Source organism: Kutzneria sp. NPDC051319 (assembly GCF_040682195.1).
Classification (GTDB): Bacteria; Actinomycetota; Actinomycetes; order Mycobacteriales; family Pseudonocardiaceae; genus Kutzneria.
In genome coordinates, this window is sequence record NZ_JBFBAM010000013.1 from 39164 (window position 1) to 55733 (window position 16570).

General features: G+C 71.0%; 14 protein-coding genes. 8 read left to right on the forward strand and 6 right to left on the reverse strand.

The window, feature by feature from the left end:
- Nucleotides 1-9: 9 nt before the first annotated feature.
- Entirely contained in the window at nucleotides 10-2280 is a 2271-nt protein-coding gene (locus AB0M73_RS15770; protein ID WP_363891318.1) for a molybdopterin cofactor-binding domain-containing protein, read from the reverse strand.
- Nucleotides 2281-2515: 235 nt separating this feature from the next.
- Here AB0M73_RS15770 and AB0M73_RS15775 point away from each other — a divergent pair, with 235 nt between their 5' ends.
- Together AB0M73_RS15775 and AB0M73_RS15780 are read left to right on the forward strand one after the other, a co-directional pair.
- The gene (locus AB0M73_RS15775; protein ID WP_363891319.1) at nucleotides 2516-3076 is read left to right on the forward strand and encodes a TetR family transcriptional regulator; all 561 of its coding nucleotides are present in this window, start codon (nucleotides 2516-2518) and stop codon (nucleotides 3074-3076) included.
- A 39-nt stretch (nucleotides 3077-3115) separates the two neighbouring features.
- Nucleotides 3116-4147 carry an adenosine deaminase gene (locus tag AB0M73_RS15780; RefSeq protein ID WP_363891320.1) on the forward strand — a complete coding sequence of 344 codons (1032 nt, stop codon included), beginning with the start codon at nucleotides 3116-3118 and terminating at the stop codon, nucleotides 4145-4147.
- Here AB0M73_RS15780 and AB0M73_RS15785 read toward each other — a convergent pair.
- A complete protein-coding gene (locus AB0M73_RS15785; RefSeq protein WP_363891321.1) occupies nucleotides 4107-5282 on the reverse strand; it encodes a helix-turn-helix domain-containing protein in 1176 nt (391 codons plus the stop codon). The genes AB0M73_RS15780 and AB0M73_RS15785 overlap by 41 nt on opposite strands.
- Before the next feature lies 1 nt (nucleotide 5283).
- The gene (locus tag AB0M73_RS15790) at nucleotides 5284-6723 is read right to left on the reverse strand and encodes a PucR family transcriptional regulator (RefSeq protein WP_363891322.1); all 1440 of its coding nucleotides are present in this window, start codon (nucleotides 6721-6723) and stop codon (nucleotides 5284-5286) included.
- A gap of 117 nt (nucleotides 6724-6840) precedes the next feature.
- On the opposite strand from AB0M73_RS15790, the gene AB0M73_RS15795 reads away from it, so the two are divergent.
- The 4 genes from AB0M73_RS15795 to AB0M73_RS15810 all read left to right on the forward strand — a co-directional run bounded on the left by AB0M73_RS15795 (nucleotide 6841) and on the right by AB0M73_RS15810 (nucleotide 11521).
- Nucleotides 6841-8208 (forward strand): amino acid permease, encoded by a 1368-nt coding sequence (locus AB0M73_RS15795; RefSeq protein WP_363891323.1) that lies wholly within the window; start codon nucleotides 6841-6843, stop codon nucleotides 8206-8208.
- Nucleotides 8209-8221: 13 nt separating this feature from the next.
- Nucleotides 8222-9553: a 4-aminobutyrate--2-oxoglutarate transaminase gene (gabT, locus tag AB0M73_RS15800; protein ID WP_363891324.1), complete on the forward strand. Its 1332-nt coding sequence runs from the start codon at nucleotides 8222-8224 to the stop codon at nucleotides 9551-9553.
- A gap of 83 nt (nucleotides 9554-9636) precedes the next feature.
- The gene (locus tag AB0M73_RS15805; protein WP_363891325.1) at nucleotides 9637-10443 is read left to right on the forward strand and encodes a DUF4142 domain-containing protein; all 807 of its coding nucleotides are present in this window, start codon (nucleotides 9637-9639) and stop codon (nucleotides 10441-10443) included.
- A gap of 19 nt (nucleotides 10444-10462) precedes the next feature.
- Nucleotides 10463-11521 (forward strand): ferrochelatase, encoded by a 1059-nt coding sequence (locus AB0M73_RS15810; protein WP_363891326.1) that lies wholly within the window; start codon nucleotides 10463-10465, stop codon nucleotides 11519-11521.
- Nucleotides 11522-11530: 9 nt separating this feature from the next.
- Here the strand turns inward: AB0M73_RS15810 and AB0M73_RS15815 are convergent, their stop codons facing one another.
- A complete protein-coding gene (locus tag AB0M73_RS15815; RefSeq protein WP_363891327.1) occupies nucleotides 11531-11725 on the reverse strand; it encodes a hypothetical protein in 195 nt (64 codons plus the stop codon).
- Nucleotides 11726-11849: 124 nt separating this feature from the next.
- On the opposite strand from AB0M73_RS15815, the gene AB0M73_RS15820 reads away from it, so the two are divergent.
- Entirely contained in the window at nucleotides 11850-13586 is a 1737-nt protein-coding gene (locus AB0M73_RS15820; RefSeq protein ID WP_363891328.1) for an ABC transporter substrate-binding protein, read from the forward strand.
- A gap of 676 nt (nucleotides 13587-14262) precedes the next feature.
- Nucleotides 14263-15150, forward strand: coding sequence for a hypothetical protein (locus tag AB0M73_RS15825; protein WP_363891329.1), 888 nt, complete (start codon nucleotides 14263-14265; stop codon nucleotides 15148-15150).
- A 29-nt stretch (nucleotides 15151-15179) separates the two neighbouring features.
- Here the strand turns inward: AB0M73_RS15825 and AB0M73_RS15830 are convergent, their stop codons facing one another.
- Both AB0M73_RS15830 and AB0M73_RS15835 read right to left on the reverse strand, forming a co-directional pair.
- A complete protein-coding gene (locus tag AB0M73_RS15830) occupies nucleotides 15180-15977 on the reverse strand; it encodes a hypothetical protein (RefSeq protein WP_363891330.1) in 798 nt (265 codons plus the stop codon).
- Nucleotides 15978-16006: 29 nt separating this feature from the next.
- Nucleotides 16007-16486, reverse strand: coding sequence for a hypothetical protein (locus tag AB0M73_RS15835; protein ID WP_363891331.1), 480 nt, complete (start codon nucleotides 16484-16486; stop codon nucleotides 16007-16009).
- Nucleotides 16487-16570 lie beyond the last annotated feature (84 nt).

Consider the following 16570-nt stretch of genomic DNA (forward strand, 5'->3'; position numbering starts at 1 on the left):
CGGGTCTCCTCAGGAGTCGAGGCCGTTGGTCGGCGATTCAGGCGTGGACGGCTCGGTCGGGTAGGGCTCGAAGCCGAGGGTGCCGTGGTTGATCGGGAAGTACGTCGGCGCGGTGCCGGTGGCCCGGGCGTAGGCGCAGGCCACGGCGGCCATGGACGGCGCGACCGCGAGCTCGCCGGCGCCGCTGGGAGTGCCGCCGCTGGGCGCGATCACCACCCGCATCTCCAGCGGCGTGTTCCACTGGCGGGTGTAGAAGTAGTTGTCCCAGCTGCCTTCCAGCGGGATGCCGTCGCGCATGTGCAGGCTGGACGTCAGCGCCATGGCGATGCCGTCGTTCATGCCGCCGATCATCTGCGCCTCCAGCCCGCGCGGGTTGATGGCGAAGCCCGGGTCGACGACGATCAGCGCCTTGGTCACCCGAGGCCCGGTGACGCCGTCGGTGACGGGGCGGTTGACGGTCTCGGGCCGGCAGTCGATCTCCACCAGGCAGCACACGGCGGCCTGGTACTCGGCGTGCACGGCGATGCCCTGCGCCACGCCCTGGGGCAGGGCCCGCCCCCACTGACCTTCGGTGACGGCCTTCTCGAACACGGCCTTCAACCGGTTGTCCCGCAGGAAGGAGCGGCGCATCGACACCGGGTCCTTGCCCATCTTCACGGCCAGCCGGTCCACCACGAGCTCCTGCGCGGTGACCACGTTGGGCGAGTAGATGTTGCGCATGGAGCCGGTGTTGAACTTGAGCGGGATCTCGTTGAGCAGCTGGGTGGTGACGCCGAAGTTGTACGGGGACGACTGGGTCAGCAGGAAGATCGACTCGGCGAAGCTGAGGTTGCCGGCGATGGGCAGCTTGGCCGCGAAGGAGGTGAGCATCTCGCCGAGGCCGTGGCTGAACTCGGTCTGCACGCTGGTGTGCCGCTGCTCGTAGCTGATCACGTTGCCCAGCGCGTGGGTGACGCGGATCCGCGAGGTGCACATGGGGTGGGTGCGGCCCTGACGGAAGTCGTCGGTGCGCGACCACATCAGCTTGACCGGCTTGCCCATCTTCTGCGAGATCTCGGCCGCCTCGGCGGCGACGTCGTGGAACAGGTGCCGGCCGAACGAGCCGCCGCCCTGGGCCACGTGCACCTTCACCGCGCCGATCGGCAGGCCCAGCTGGGCGGCGATGTTCTCCTGGGCCACGATCGGCACCTTGAGGCTGGACCAGATCTCGGCGGAGTCCTTGCGCACGTCGGCGATGGCGTTGTCCGGCTCAAGGGGGCTGTTGCTGGCGAAGGCGAAGGTGAACTCGGCGTCGAGCACCTCCGTCAGCAGGCCCGGCACCAGCATCGGCAGCTCGGCCGCTTTCAGCTTGGCCAGCACGGTTTCGTCGGACTCACCGTCCACTGTGCCCGGTCCCCAGGTGACGTCCAGCGCCCGCAGGCCGTCGATGCACTGGCCGAAGGTGTCGGCCCGCACGGCGACGCCGCGGGAGACGACGGCGACGTCGGTGACGCCGGGCATGGCCAGCACGGCGGCCTTGTTGTTGAGCGAGCGGACGGTGCCGTTGATCGTCGGCGGCCGGCGGACCATGGTCGGCTTGGCGTTGGGCACCTGCATGTCCATGCCGAAGGTCTTGCGCCCCATGACGGCCTCGCGGGCGTCGATGCGGTTCTGCGGCGTGCCCAGCACCGTGAAGTCCGAAGTGGACTTGAGCTGCACGGTCGCGGCCTCGACCTTGGAGCTGGCCGCGGCCACGGCCAGCGAGGCGTAGGTGGCGGTCCGGCCGCTGGCGTGGCTGATCACGCCGTCGCGGGTGGTGAGCTCGGAATCCTTGACGCCCCACTGCTTCGCGGCCGTGGCGACCAGCCGCTGGCGGGCCACGGCGGCGGCGGTGCGGACCGGGGTGTAGATGCTGCGCACCGAGTTGGAACCGCCGGTGAGCTGGTTCATCAGCAGCTCCGGGCGGGCGTCGGCCAGGGTGACGGTGACCTTGTCGAGCGGGAGGTCCATCTCCTCGGCCACCATCATCGCGACGGCGGTGGTGATGCCCTGGCCGACCTCGGCCCGTGGCACCGCGAAGGCCACCGAGCCGTCGCGGTTCACCTGCACGGACACCAGGTTCGCGGTCGGGGCGGCGGCGAGGTTCTGCAGGTCGCCGAGGTCGAAGATCTCCTCGGGCTGCGGCAGGGTGGGGACGGCGGCGTCGGCCCGCTGCGGATCGATCCACTGCACGGCGACGGCGAGGGTCGGTGCGGCGAGGAGATACGCGAGGAACCTACGGCGACGGAGGTCTTCGGCCATGGCGCGGAGTGTGGCACCGATCACAGGGGGTCGCCATGACGGGCGTGCCTACTTCTGGCCCAGTCAGATTGTGCATGCTGCACAACGGGCGGATCCGGTGCGGCGCGCGGGAAACGCGGATCCGGCGGCCGGATGCCGGAACCGACGCGGATGCCGTGTGGACGGTCCGAAAGGCCCGTGACTGCGGAGACCGGCCATTGTGCACAGCCGTTCGGCGGCTGGTTACGATCGGCCGGTGGCGAGTGGTCCTGGCGAGCGGGCTCGCCTGCTGGCCCTGACGCGCGAGCTGGTCCTCGCGCGGGGCGTGAACGGCCTGTCCCTGAGCGAGCTGGCCCGGAGCATCGGCTCCAACAACCGCATGCTGCTCTACCACTTCGGCTCGCTGGACGAGCTGCTCGCGGCGGCGGTCGACGACATTCTCGGCGGCACGGAGCTGCTCGACCGGCTGGCTGAGCTGCTGCGGTCGCCGGGCAGCCCGGCGGACCGGCTGGTCGCGGCCTGGCGGCACATCGCCGATCCGGCGCGGCTGCCGCATCTGCGGCTGTTCTTCTCCCGTTTCGGCGCGGCCGTCGACCGGCCCGACCAGCACGCCGAGTTCCTGGCCCAGACCCGTGATCGATGGATTGCCGTGGTCGCCGAGGCGCTGCGGGCGGCGCCGGACCTCGAGGATCCGGGCGGCACTGCGGTAGCGGTGGTGGCGTTGTGGCGCGGGTTGCAGATGCAGCTGGTCTGCGGCGAGCCCAGGGCCCGCATCGACGCCGTCCACGCCGGAGCGGTCGCCGGCCTGCTGCGGTAAAGTGAATCGATCAGTTCACTTTCGCCGGGAGGCGGGCCCATGACCGACGCGTTCATCTCGACACTGCCCAAGGCCGAGCTGCACGTCCACCTGGAAGGCACGCTGGAGCCGGAGCTGCTGTTCACGCTGGCCGCCCGCAACGGCGTGGACCTGCCCTGGGCCGACGTCGACCAGGCCCGCGCGGCCTACACGTTCACCGGCCTGGAGCACTTCCTGCCGCTGCTGTTCCGCGCGGCTTCGGTGCTGCGCAAGAAGCAGGACTTCTACGAACTGGCCCACGCCTACCTGACCCGCGCGGCGGCCGACGGCGTCCGGCGGGCCGAGATGTTCCTGGGCGTGCAGACGTTTCTGGACGCGGGCGTGCCGATCGCCGACCAGATCGACAGCGTGCTGGCGGCGATCGCCGACGCGCGGGCCGATCTCGGCATCGACGGCGCGTTGCTCATCACATCTCAGCGGCACCGGCCGCAGGCCGCCGCGCTGGAGGTGCTGGACCTGATCCAGCCGTGGGGCGACCGGATCCTCGGCATCGGGCTCGGCGCGGCCGAGCGGGGCAACCCGCCGGCCAAGTTCGCCGACTACTACGCGACCGCCCGCGCCCGTGGCCATCGCACCACGATCCACGCCGGCGAGGACGGCCCGGCCGACTACATCCGCGAGGCGCTGGACATCTGCCGGGCCGAACGCATCGATCACGGCGTCGCCGCGGCCACCGACCCGGCCCTGCTGGCCCGGCTGCGGGACGAGGCGATCCCGCTGACCGTCTGTCCACTGTCGAACGTGGCGCTGCGGGTGGTGCCGTCGATGGCCGCGCATCCGTTGCGGGCCATGGCCGAGGCCGGCGTGCTCGTCACGGTCAACTCCGACGACCCGCCCTACTTCGGCGGCTACGTCAACGACAACTACGAAGCCGTGCGAACCCATCTCGGGCTGGACGAGACGGCGCTGGCCGAATTGGCCCGCAACAGCTTCCAAGCCTCCTTCGACGAGCCGCACCGCATCGCCGCCCACATCGCCGCGGTGGACGAGATCAGGCCAGCGGGCCCGGCGGCAGCAGCCAGGAAGCCTTGAGCGCCAAGGACAACTCCAGATGCGGCACGTCGGACAGGTCGTTGCCGGTGACGGCCTCGATCCGGGTCAGCCGGTTGATCACCGTGTTCCGGTGGCAGTGCACGAGCTCGGCCGTGCGGCTGACCGAGCCGGCGGTGGCGACCCAGGTCTCCAAGGTGTCCAACAGGATCCGCCGCTCGCCGGCGGGGATCTTCAGCAGCGGCCCCAGCCGCAGCCGGATCAGCTCCTCGGCCAGTTCCGGCGAGCTGAGCACCATGGCCTCGGGCAGGCGGTCGGCCAGCGCCGCCACCTCGACCCGGCCCGGCTGCACGGAGCGCCGGGCCAGCGTGGCCTGGCGGTAGGCCACGTCCACGTCGGCCAGGCCGTGCACCACCAGCGACACCCCGGCCGGCACGGTCAGCGCGTCGCGCAGCACCTTGAGCACAATGCCCAGTTCGGGTGAATCCAAGGAGAGCAGCCCCACCAGCGTGTGGGCGCGGAGCTGCCAGGCCGAGTGGATGCCGTGCTCCGCCAGCAGCCGGCCCAGCGCGGGGGAGGCGTCGGCATCGGCCACGACCGCCGCGTACGGACCGTCGACAGGAACGCCGATGATGCGGGCGGCCTCGTGCGCGAAGGCGAGGTCCTTGGCCCGGCCGCGAAGCAGGCCCTCCCACAGGGTGGCGCGGCGCTGCTCGTCGATGCGCACCAGCTGCTGCTCGGCGGCGTGATAGGCGGCGGCGACATGCGCGGACGTCGAGTCCACGACCTCCCACAGCCAGCTGGCGATCTCCAACAGGCCTTCGGCGTCCACGCTGCCGTCGGACCGGGCCTGGTCGACCAGTGCCTGCCACAGCAGCCGCCCGCCGAGGCGGAAGGAGCGCAGCACGTCGTCCAGGGGCATGCGCTGCTCGGCGCGGCGGCGGCCGGTGCAGCGGGCGGCGGCGTAGAACTCCTCGGTCGCGTCGTCACGGCCGATCAGCGCCAGCACGCTGGACATGTTGTCGTGACAGGACTTGCGCAGGTCCTCGTCGGACACCACGCCGACCCGGCGGTAGCCCGGGTTCTGCACGGCGATGATGCGCACCAGCTCGTCGGCCAGCCCCGGCACCCGCGTCCGCACACCCGCCGCCAGCTGCTGTGCCGCGATCGTGTCCATCTCAGTCCTTCAGACGCAGGGCCAACCACAGTTCCGCGCGTGTGTCGGCCGAGTCCAGGTCCCGGCCGAGCAGCTGCCCGACCCGGGCGAGCCGGTGCCGCAGCGTGTGTCGGTGCACGCCGAGCGCCGCCGCGGCCGGATCCCACTGGCCGTTGTGCGCCAGCCAGGCCCGCAGCGACGCGATCAGCTCGCCACGACCGGTCGCATCGTGTTCAACGAGCGGGGCGAGCAAGCGGTCCGCGAACACGCCCGCGACTTCGGGATCGACCAGTCGCAGCACGCCGTCGTCGGCCAGCTCCGCGAACCTAACCACCGGCAGGTCGGTCCGGGCGGCCGTGGCCAGCGCCCGTTGCGCCTGCTTCAGGGCCTGGTCCAGGCCGGCGTAGTCGACGGGATCGGAGACGCCGGCGTGCAGCCCCGGCAGCGCCGGCTCGGCGTCGGCGGCGATCACCAGCAGCAGCGAATCCCCGTGCGGGGCATGGAAGGCGTCGGTGTCCTCGGCCCGGTCGACGGCGGTCTGCCGGTGGCGCGACGGCCCCGCGGCCAGCACGACCCGCACCGGGGCCGCCGGCAGCTCGCCCCACAGATCGGCGGCGATCTCGGCCACCAGCTCCATCTCCCCGGCCAGCAACAGCCGCAGCAGCCCGCCGCGCAGCCGCCGGGTCGCGGCCTCCACGGCTTGCGGCCGTTCGAAGCTGACCGTCAACAGCGAGGCCGCGGTGGTCAGGACCTGCTGATCGGCCGGCGTCAGGCGGGTGGCCCGGCCGACCGCGAGGAAGCCACGGATCCGCTCGCCGGCGCCGAGTGTCTGCACGGTGATCTCCACGCCGTCCGACTCGTACGTGAGGCTGGCCGGCCCGGCGTGGAACCGGGGGAGCTCCGCGCGCAGCGCGTCCAGGAGCGGGCTGTCGCCGGCTCGGACCGACCCGCGCGGGTCCAGCAGCACGGCCCAGGCATCGAGGCGGCGGGCCAGCTGCCGGGTAACGGCTGTCACGCCGTCAGCTCTCACCGCCGCCGAGGTCAGTGCCCGCTGGGCCTGATAAGCCCTGGTCACGGCAGCGTACTCGGCGGCGGCGACGGCTTTGGCCACCGCCTTGCTGATCGCGATGAACGGCACCTGCCGCGGCACCTCGATCACCGGCAACCCGACCGCCTCGGCCGCCTTGATCACCGCCGCCGGCACGGCCGCGTGCGTCAGCCCCGTGCCGAACCCCAGCCCGGCGACCCCGGCCTCGTGCAGGCGCCTGATGTAGGCCGCCGCCCCGGACCGCACCCACAGACCCGTGGTCAGCAGCAGTTCGCCGCCTTCCAGGAACGCCGTCGGATCGGCCAGCTCGCTGGTGTGCACCCACTGCACCGGCCGGTCGAGGTGCGCGGCGCCGGCACGGACCAGCAGACCCAGGTCGGGCCGGTCCACCAGCGCGGCGAGAGTGGGCGTCACTCGGCGGTCCTCGACAGTTCGGCGAACAATTCTCCTCGACTTGTCCAAACAGGCTACTTGGCCGCGGCGGTCCCGCCGACCACCGTTGACCGACAGCCCTGCCATGAGGAGCCGCCCGTGAGCACGTCACCGCCGAAGCTGGCGTCCACCCTGCAACGACGTCACCTGAGCATGATCGCCATTGCCGGGGTGATCGGCGCCGGCCTGTTCGTGGGCAGCGGCGCCGCCATCAAACAGGCCGGGCCGGGCGCGCTGATCGCCTACGCGGTGTGCGGCCTGCTGGTGATCCTGGTGATGCGCATGCTCGGCGAGATGTCGGCGGCCAACCCGGAGACCGGGTCGTTCTCGGCCTACGCCGACCGCGCCATCGGCCCGTGGGCCGGCTTCACCATCGGCTGGCTGTACTGGTTCTTCTGGGTCGTCGTGCTCGGCGTCGAGGCGACCGCCGGCGCGACCATCGTGCACCGCTGGCTGCCCGGCGTGCCGCAGTGGACGTGCGCGCTGATCCTGATGGCCCTGCTGACCGTCACCAACCTGTTCTCGGTCCGCTCCTACGGCGAGTTCGAGTTCTGGTTCGCCTCCATCAAGGTCGCCGCGATCGCGGTGTTCCTGCTGGTCGGCATCGTGGCGATCCTGGGGCTGCTGCCCGGCTTCAGCTCGCCCGGCCTGTCCAACCTGACCGGGCACGGCGGCTTCCTGCCCAACGGCGCCTCACCGGTGTTCGCGGCGATGCTGGTGGTGGTGTTCTCCTTCTTCGGCGCGGAGATCGCCACCGTCGCCGCCGGCGAGTCGGCCGACCCCGGGCACGCCGTGCGGTCGGCGGTGCGCTCGGTGGTGTGGCGGATCATCGTGTTCTACCTGGGCTCCATCGCCATCGTGGTGACGCTGCTGCCGTGGGACGACGCCGGCGTGGCCAAGAGCCCGTACGTCGCGGTGCTGGACCGGATCGGGCTGCCGGCCGCCGGTGTCGTGATGGACGTGATCGTGCTGACCTCGGTGCTGTCCTGCCTGAACTCCGGCCTGTACACGGCGTCCCGCATGATGTTCTCGCTGTCCAACCGCAATGACGCGCCGCGGTTCCTGGGCCGCATCGGAAGGACGGGCGTGCCGACGGCGGCGGTGCTGGTGTCCACTGTGGTCGGTTTCGTCACGGTGGTCTTCAATTACATCTCGCCGGACACCGTGTTCCTGTTCCTCACCAACTCCTCCGGCGCGATCGCCGTGTTCGTGTGGCTGGTGATCGCCGTGTCCCAGCTGCGCATGCGGCGCCAGCTGGAGCGGGACGCGCCGGAGCGACTGACCCTGCGCATGTGGGGGTACCCGTACCTGACCTGGGTGTCGATCGTGGCGATGATCGTGCTGCTGGCCGGCATGGCCTTCGACGCCGACGCCCGCTCGCAACTGCTGCTCAGCCTGCTCGTCGCGGCGCTGGTCCTGGTCGTGAGCTTCGTCCGGCAGCGCGCCCGGGTCCGAACCTCTGTATAAGAAAGGAAACCTCGTGGCTACGCCCACTATCGCCCGCCACCTCGTCACCGAGATCCCGGGGCCCAAGTCGCAGGCCGCCCAGCAGCGCCGGCAGCGGGCGGTGGCCGCCGGCGTCGGCAGCACGCTGCCGGTCTTCGTCGAGTCCGCCGGCGCCGGCCTGCTGCACGACGTGGACGGCAACACGTTGGTGGACCTGGGTTCCGGCATCGCCGTGACCAGCGTCGGCGCCGCCGCGCCGGAGGTCGTCGCGGCGGTGCAGGAGCAGGTCGCCAAGTTCACCCACACCTGCTTCATGGTCACGCCGTACGAGGCCTACGTGCAGGTGTGCGAGCAGCTCGGGGAGCTGACGCCCGGCTCGCACGAGAAGCGGTCGGCGCTGTTCAACTCGGGCGCCGAGGCGGTGGAGAACGCCGTCAAGATCGCCCGGCACGCCACCGGGCGGCCGGCGGTGGTGGTGTTCGACCACGCCTATCACGGCCGCACCAACCTCACGATGGCGTTGACGGCCAAGAACATGCCGTACAAGCACCGCTTCGGGCCGTTCGCGCCCGAAGTCTATCGGCTGCCGATGTCCTACCCGTTCCGCGACCCCGCCGGGCTGACCGGGGAGCAGGCCGCGGCGCGGGCGTTGGACCTGCTGGACAAGCAGGTCGGCGCGGACAACGTGGCCTGCGTGCTGATCGAGCCGATCCAGGGCGAGGGCGGCTTCATCGTGCCGGCGCCGGGCTTTCTCAAGGCCGTGGCCGACTGGTGCCGGGACAGGGGCGTGCTGTTCGTGGCCGACGAGATCCAGACCGGCTTCTGCCGCACCGGATCCTGGTTCGCCAGCGACCACGAGGGCGTGGTGCCCGATCTCGTCACCACGGCCAAGGGCATCGCCGGCGGCCTGCCGCTGGCCGCTGTCACGGGCCGAGCCGAGATCGTGGACGCCGTGCACGGCGGCGGCCTGGGCGGCACCTACGGCGGCAATCCTGTGGCCTGCGCCGCCGCGCTGGCGTCCATCCGCATCATGCGGGAGCAGAACCTGAACGCCGCGGCCAAGGCGATCGAGGACATCACGTTGCCGCGGCTGCGGGAGCTGGCCGCCGGTTTCCCGGCCATCGGCGACGTGCGCGGGCGGGGCGCGATGCTGGCCGTGGAGCTGGTGAAGCCGGGCACCCTGGAGCCGGACCCGGAACTGACCGGGAGGATCGCGAAGGCTTGCCACGCAAGGGGAGTCGTGGTGCTCACGGCCGGCACGCACGGCAACGTGCTGCGGCTGCTGCCGCCGCTCGTGATCCCGGCGGATGTCCTGAACGACGGTCTCGACGTGCTCGCTGAAGCGATTCAGATCACGATAAGGTAACGGCGACCGTCGCGAGTGATCGGGTCACCGGTCCACCCCGTAATGCCGGATAGCAATCGCATCCAGGAAAGGTGGTCGGACCGGTGATCTCTCGCGCGGTGCGCAAGGCCGCCGTCCTCGTCGTGCTCGGGATCGGCGCCCTCCTGCCGCTCTCCGGCTGCTCCGTCGGCCAGTCCCAGGCCGCGACGCCGCCCGGTCAGATCGACCCGAGCAACCCGCTGGACGTCGGCACCCAGGTCACACAGAGCCAGTGGGGACCGGTGGGACCCGCGGACCGGCTGATGCTGGTCAAGGTCGCGCTGGCCGGCTCGTGGGAGCTGCCCAGCGGCGAGATGGCGCAGACCATGACCAGCAACCCGTCGGTCCGGCTGGCCGGGCAGCACCTCATCCAGGGCCACACCATGCTCAACAAGATGAACGTGCAGATCGCCCAGCAGCTCGGGGTGACGCTGCCGACGAAGCCGCTGCCCGAACAGCAGGGCTTCCTGACCAACATGCAGCAACAGCGGCCGGGCATCGACTTCGACCGGGCCTTCGTCGGGCCGCTGCGGGACCAGCACGGCTCGGTCTACCAGCTGCTCTCGCAAGTGCGGACCGGCACCCGCAACTCGCTGATCCGCGACTTCGCGAACCAGTGTATGGCCACGGTGCTCGACCACATCACCGTGCTGGAGCAGACCGGTCTGGTCAACTACAGCGCGCTGAACTCGCCGACCGCGCCGCCGGTCACCCCGGTGACCACCGCGGCGCAGATCACGTCCAACAACAACAGCAGCATCGGGGTGTTCATCATCGCGGCGCTGATGGCCGGACTGGCGATCCTGGTGCCGATCCTGCGCCGGGGCGGCTCCAGCGGCAAGCGGAGGGCCGGGTCTGCGATCCCGGAGTGACAGCGCTTAGATGGAGGCCGTGAGTGTCGACGCGCTGCTGCTGCTGTCCTTCGGTGGCCCGGAGGGACCGGCCGAGGTCCGCCCGTTCCTGGAGAACGTGACCAGGGGGCGCGGCGTCCCGCCGGAGCGGCTGGACGAGGTGGCGCAGCACTACCTGCACTTCGGCGGCGTCTCCCCGATCAACCGGCTCAACCGGGACCTGATCGAGGCGATCCGCTCGGCACTGGCGGCGGCCGGCCTGGACCTTCCCGTCTACTTCGGCAACCGCAACTGGCATCCCATGATCGAGGACACCGTCGGCGAGATGTTGGCCGACGGTGTTCGCCGTGCGCTGGTCTTTCCCACCAGCGCCTACGGCGGCTACTCGGCCTGCCGCCAGTACGACGAGGACATCCTGCGGGCGCGGGCGGCCGTCGCGAACGCCCCCGAGCTGGTGAAGCTCCGGCATTACTTCGACCACCCCGGCTTCGTGCTGCCCTTCGCCGACGCCGTGCGTGAGGCCGCCGCCGGCTTCGAGGACTACCGGCTCGTGTTCACCGCCCACTCCATCCCCAACTCCTTCGACGCCAGCGCCGGCCCTTCGGAGCTGGGCGGCCACCTGTACTCGAAGCAGGTGGCCGAGGCCGCCCGGCTGATCGCCGCGGAGCTGGGCGTCGCCGAGTACGACGTCGTCTGGCAGTCCCGCTCCGGGCCGCCGCAGGTGCCGTGGCTCGACCCCGACATCGTCGACCACGTCGATGCCCTGCACGCCAAGGGCGTCGCCAACCTCGTGGTGTGCCCGGTCGGCTTCGTCAGCGACCACCTGGAGGTCGTGTGGGACCTCGACACCGAGGCCCGCGAGCGCGCCGAGGAGCACGGCATGGGCTTCGCCCGCGCCGCCACGCCCGGCCCGGACCAGCGGTTCGCCGCCATGGTCCTGGAGTTGGTCCAGGAGCACCTCGCCGCCGCCGAGCCCCGCAAGCTGTCGACGTTGTCGACGCTGGGCTGCACCGTCAACGGCGAGTTCTGCGCCGTGGCGTGCTGCGAGCCGCCGGCCCGGCGGCCGGCGGCCGATCGGGCAGCGTCCCCGTCCCGTTGAGGAGAGTGCTCAGCGGGAGCGGGTCCGCCGCACGCCCGTGACCAGCGACCACAGGCCGAGCAGGACCACGATCGGGCCGATGGTGGCCCACAGCTTCGATCCGGTCATGAAACTGCCGGTCACGTAGCCGAAACCCTGCGCCGACCACAACGCGCCGAGCAGCACCAGCACCACACCCAGCGCGACGAACACCCATGTCTTCACGACGTCACTCTATGCCCGCCGATGTGTGCCACATGACGCCAATTCACCGAGCCGGCCTCGCCTCGCCCGCCGGATTCTGGTGAACTCGTCCAACCCCTGCCGGAGATGAGGAGTTGACCAGATCATGCAGAGAAAGCGGATCATGGCGGCGGTGGGCGCCGCTGCCGTGCTCGCGACGGGCCTGACCGCCTGCGGCGGCTCCGGGTCGAACGGCTCGGGCGGCGGCGCCGGGCAGTTCAACGCGGCCGTCGGCAAGGTGTTCAACCCCTCGGACGCCAAGGGCGGCGTCGTCCGCATGGCCAACTCGGGTGACTGGGACTCGCTGGACCCGGCCGACTCGTACTACAGCTACGAGTGGGACTTCTCCCGGCTGTTCGGCCGCAGCCTGCTCACCTTCGCGCCGGCCCCGGGCCCGGCCGGCGCCAAGCTGGTGCCGGACCTGGCCACCGGCCTGGGCAAGGCCAGCGACGACGACAAGACCTGGACCTACCACATCCGCACGGGTGTGAAGTTCGAGGACGGCACGACCGTGACCTCGAAGGACGTCAAGTACGCGGTGGCCCGGTCGCTGGACAAGACCGTGTTCCCGGACGGGCCGACGTACTTCAACGACTACCTCGATCTACAGGGCTACACCTCGCCGTACAAGGACAAGGGCGACCTGAAGGCCATCGAGACCCCGGACGACACGACCATCGTCTTCCACCTCAAGCAGCCGTTCGCCGCGTTCGACTACTTCGCCATGCTGCCCTCGACCATTCCGGTCCCGGCGGCCAAGGACGCCGGCAGCGACTACAAGAAGCACGTGGTGTCGAGCGGGCCGTACAAGTTCGGCCAGAACAACCAGGGCAAGAACTTCACGCTCGTCCGCAACGACCAGTGGGACCAGAAGACGGATCCGCTGCGCAAGGCGCTGCCCGACGAGTTCGACGTCGCGCTCAACACCAACGCCGACGACATCGACCAGCGGCTGCTGTCCGGCGACCTGGAGTTCGACGTCACGGGCGTCGGCGTGCAGGCCGCCGCGCAGGGCAAGGTGCTGGGCGACCAGAAGCTGAAGTCCAACGCCGACAACCCGTCCAGCGCCCGGCTCTGGTACACCGCGATCAACAGCGACGTCGCGCCGCTGGACAACGTGCACTGCCGGCGAGCCGTGGAGTACGGCGCGGACAAGGCGTCCTACCAGGCCGCGTACGGCGGCACCGTCGGCGGCACCATCGCCACCAACCTCCAGCCGCCGGTCATCCCCGGCGCCCAGGCGTTCAACCCGTACCCGACGCCGAACAACGCCGGCGACGAGGCCAAGGCCAAGCAGGAGCTGGCGGCCTGCGGGCAGGCCGGTGGCTTCAGCACCAACGTCTCCTACCGGGCCGAGCGGCCGCGCGAGAAGGCCACCGCCGAGGCGCTGCAGCAGTCGCTGGCCAAGGTCGGCATCAAGCTGACGATCAAGCCGTTCCCGCAGGGCGACTACGGCAAGCTGTACGCCGGCAAGCCCGACTACGCCAAGAACAACCAGCTGGGCCTGATGGTCTTCGGCTGGCAGGCCGACTGGCCCGAGGGCTTCGGCTACTTCAGCCAGATCGTCGACAGCCGGGTGATCCGCGCCTCCGGCGGCAACAGCAACCTCGGCGTGAAGGACCCGGAGGTGGACGCGCTGGTGGACAAGGCGGCCATCACCGAGGACGCCACCGCGCGGCAGCAGATCTGGGGCCAGGTCGACCAGAAGGTCATGGACGACGCCTACATCCTGCCCGGCCTGGTGGCCAAGTCCCTGCTGTACCGGCCGGCCAACGGCACCAACCTGTTCGTGTCCGACGGCTACGGCATGTACGACTACGCCGCGGTCGGCGTGAAGCGCTGACCCCGGTTATGCAGGGAAGGACGCCTTACCCTCGTTGAACGCGGGTAAGGCGTCCTTCCCTGCATGGGGGGCACTTCAGCCGAGCGCTGTAACTCCCACGGGTACCTGTCGGGGTGAAGCGATTGAACAGAGTCACCGCGCCGTTGGCGGCGCTGGCGGCCATCACCCTCAGCCCGCTCGTTCCCTCGGCCGCGCAGGCGGCCACGTCCCCGGGCTTCGAGGTCGCCTTCCAGGCCCCCTCCAGCCGGCTGGTCGAGATGAACCCGGCCGGCCAGGTCAACGTCACGCCGTCGGCGATGGCCCCGCAGAGCAGCGTGTCGCTGGCGGCGCTGCCCGACGGCAGTTTCGACGAGGCGTTCGCGGCGTCGGACCACTCCCTGTGGCTGGCCAACAGCGTCACCGGCGGAAGCCAGGTCAAACAGACGGCGTGCAGCCCGGCCCCGTACCCGGTGGCCCCTGGCACCAGCCCGAGCATGACGATCAGCTCGACCCATGCCGTGGAGATCGAGTTCTCCGAGGGCGGCGAGGCGAACGGCCTGAACATCCCCATCCACAATGGAGTGTGCAGCTTCTCGCACGGGGACATCGCCCCCGGCACGAGTCCCGTGGTGGCCCCGGTGCCGGGGTCGCTGGGCGGCGGCTTCGTGGCGGCGTGGGTGGCCAAGGACGGCCTGGTGTGGTTCAGCGAGCCCAACAGGGCGACCACATCGCCGGCCAGGGTTTCCAGGCCGCGCCCGGCACCAGCCCGTCGATCGCGGTCAATGCGGCCGGTCAGGTGCGGGTGGCCTATCACGACACCAAGGACCGGCTGACCACCGTCACGGCCAAGCTCGGCGTCTTCCCCGGCGCCACCGACCAGACCCCGTCGTTCCTGGCCGGCAACACCAGCCCGAGCCTCATCCTGATGCCCGACGGCACCTTCGACATGGCCTTCACGGCCATCGACGACCGGGTCTGGGTCGACATCAACGGCAGCGGCCACGCGCTGGGCGCCGGCCTCAACGCGCAGCCCGGCACCAGCCCGGCCATCGCCACCGACCCGCAGGGCAACTGGGAAATCGCCTTCCAGCGCACCGGCGACCACCACCTGGTGACCTTCGACTCGCACTCGGCCACCCGCGACACCGGGCAGATCGTGGCCGACGGCGCCAATCCGGCGATCGTGGCCCTCGTGCCGCAGCCGGGCGGCCCCGGCCAGGTGACGCTGACCATGACCCAGAACCCGACCGTGAACGGATTCATCCCGTTCTCGGGCAAGTTCCCGCCGCTCGGCAGCACCCAGCCGGGCCGGGTCACCTCGATCACCTACCCGGCGTCGGGCTTCATCGACTCCACGCTGTTCTTCGTCAAGCTGGGGCATTCCACGCTGGAGTGCGGCAACGCCAACGCCGTGGTGGCCGTCCAGGAGGGATCGACGACCACGGCCGCGCAGCTCACCGCGATCTTCGGCACGGCGTCGCCGTCGTTCTCGACGACCAGCCCGCTCAACGCGGTGGCGTGCTTCGGCGGCCCGAACCCGACGCCGTCGTTCATCAACCTGGCGATGGCCGTCCAGTTCAGCTGAGCCCGGCTCGGTGTTCGGTGGACGGGGCCCTACCGGCTCTTGTTGGCGTGCTCGCCCAGGACCCGGACGGCCTCGTCCACCGCCGCGCATCGCGCCCGGCGCACGGCGTCGGTGAGCGGCCGCAGGGCCTCGTCCCGGCCCCGCGTGGCCGATGCCGACATCGCGCCACCGGGGGCGTCGCCGGCGGCGACCTCCAGGATGGCCGCGACCTCGGATGCCCGCTGCAACACCCGAAGCGACCGCGCCGGCATGCCGTTGGGCCACGCCGGCATGGGCTGGGAGGCCAGCACGGACTCGATGTCCTTGCGCACGTTCGGCCGGTGCCGGGCCACATCGAGGTCCACGAGCGTGCTGGCGGCCTCGCGCATGGCGCCGGAGAGCGCGTGCTCGGCCTCACCCAGCGGGATGTGCTCCGGAGGAGTGATCTCCGGGTGGTCGAACACCGTCCAGCGGATCACCTGATCGGCCACCAGACGGGGCACGATGCCCAGGCCCGCCTCGGGCAGCACCATGGCCTGCCCGGCCCGCACCGCGGTCGCGCTCAGCGGGCCGTTGCCGCCGAGGCCGCGGGTGTCGCCGGGGATCGGCAGCACCAGGCGGCCGTCGCCGGCTTGGGTGCGCCGCAGCGCCGCAAGCAGCATCGCGGGCGCCGCCGGCATCTCGTCGGGGCCGGGGAGGTCGAGCGCGGTGGCGGTGCCGTCGTCGTCGGCCACCACCTCGTGCAGCTCGGCCCAGATCTGGAGGGCGTCGAGGACGTCGTCGGCCGCGGCAACGCCGTGCAGCCAGGCTGACGTCCACACGACCAACGTCGCGCTCGGACAGGACACGCCTCACGACATTACAGAGGCGGATCGGATCAGCCGGTCGGACCCACCCGGCGGATCAGCAATTCGCGGAACATGTGCTCATCCGCCGGGAGCGCGAAAGCCCGGTGCGGCACGGCGTACACCGGCCCGTGGGCCCGGGCGCCGATGCGCAGCACGATGCCGTGCTCGGTCTCCTGCCAGCTCTGCATGCAGGACCAGGCCAGCTCGTCGGGCAGGCCCATGCCGTGCATGCGCAGCGCGAACTCGTCGGCGGTGGCCCGCACGCGCTGGTTCGCGGACAGGGTGTCGCGGTAGAGCAGACTGGCCTGCCACGGCACGCCGATGGCCACCGCGGCGGCAGCCACCAGGCTCAGCACCGCCGCCGAGGTGTTGTCGGCGAGCAACAGGACGGCCGCCACGACCACCAGGCAGACCGCGAAAGCGGGAGCCCATCGGACCGCGGGCGCGACGGCGCGCAGGGCGTCGCGCCGATCGGCCGCTTCCGGCTCCCAGGAGAACTCGACGCGCACTGGCGCCTCCGTAATCTACGTCACACTGCGGAAGCGACAGTCTGCTCCAGAAGAGTGATCGATTGCCACTTCGGCGCGCCGGGC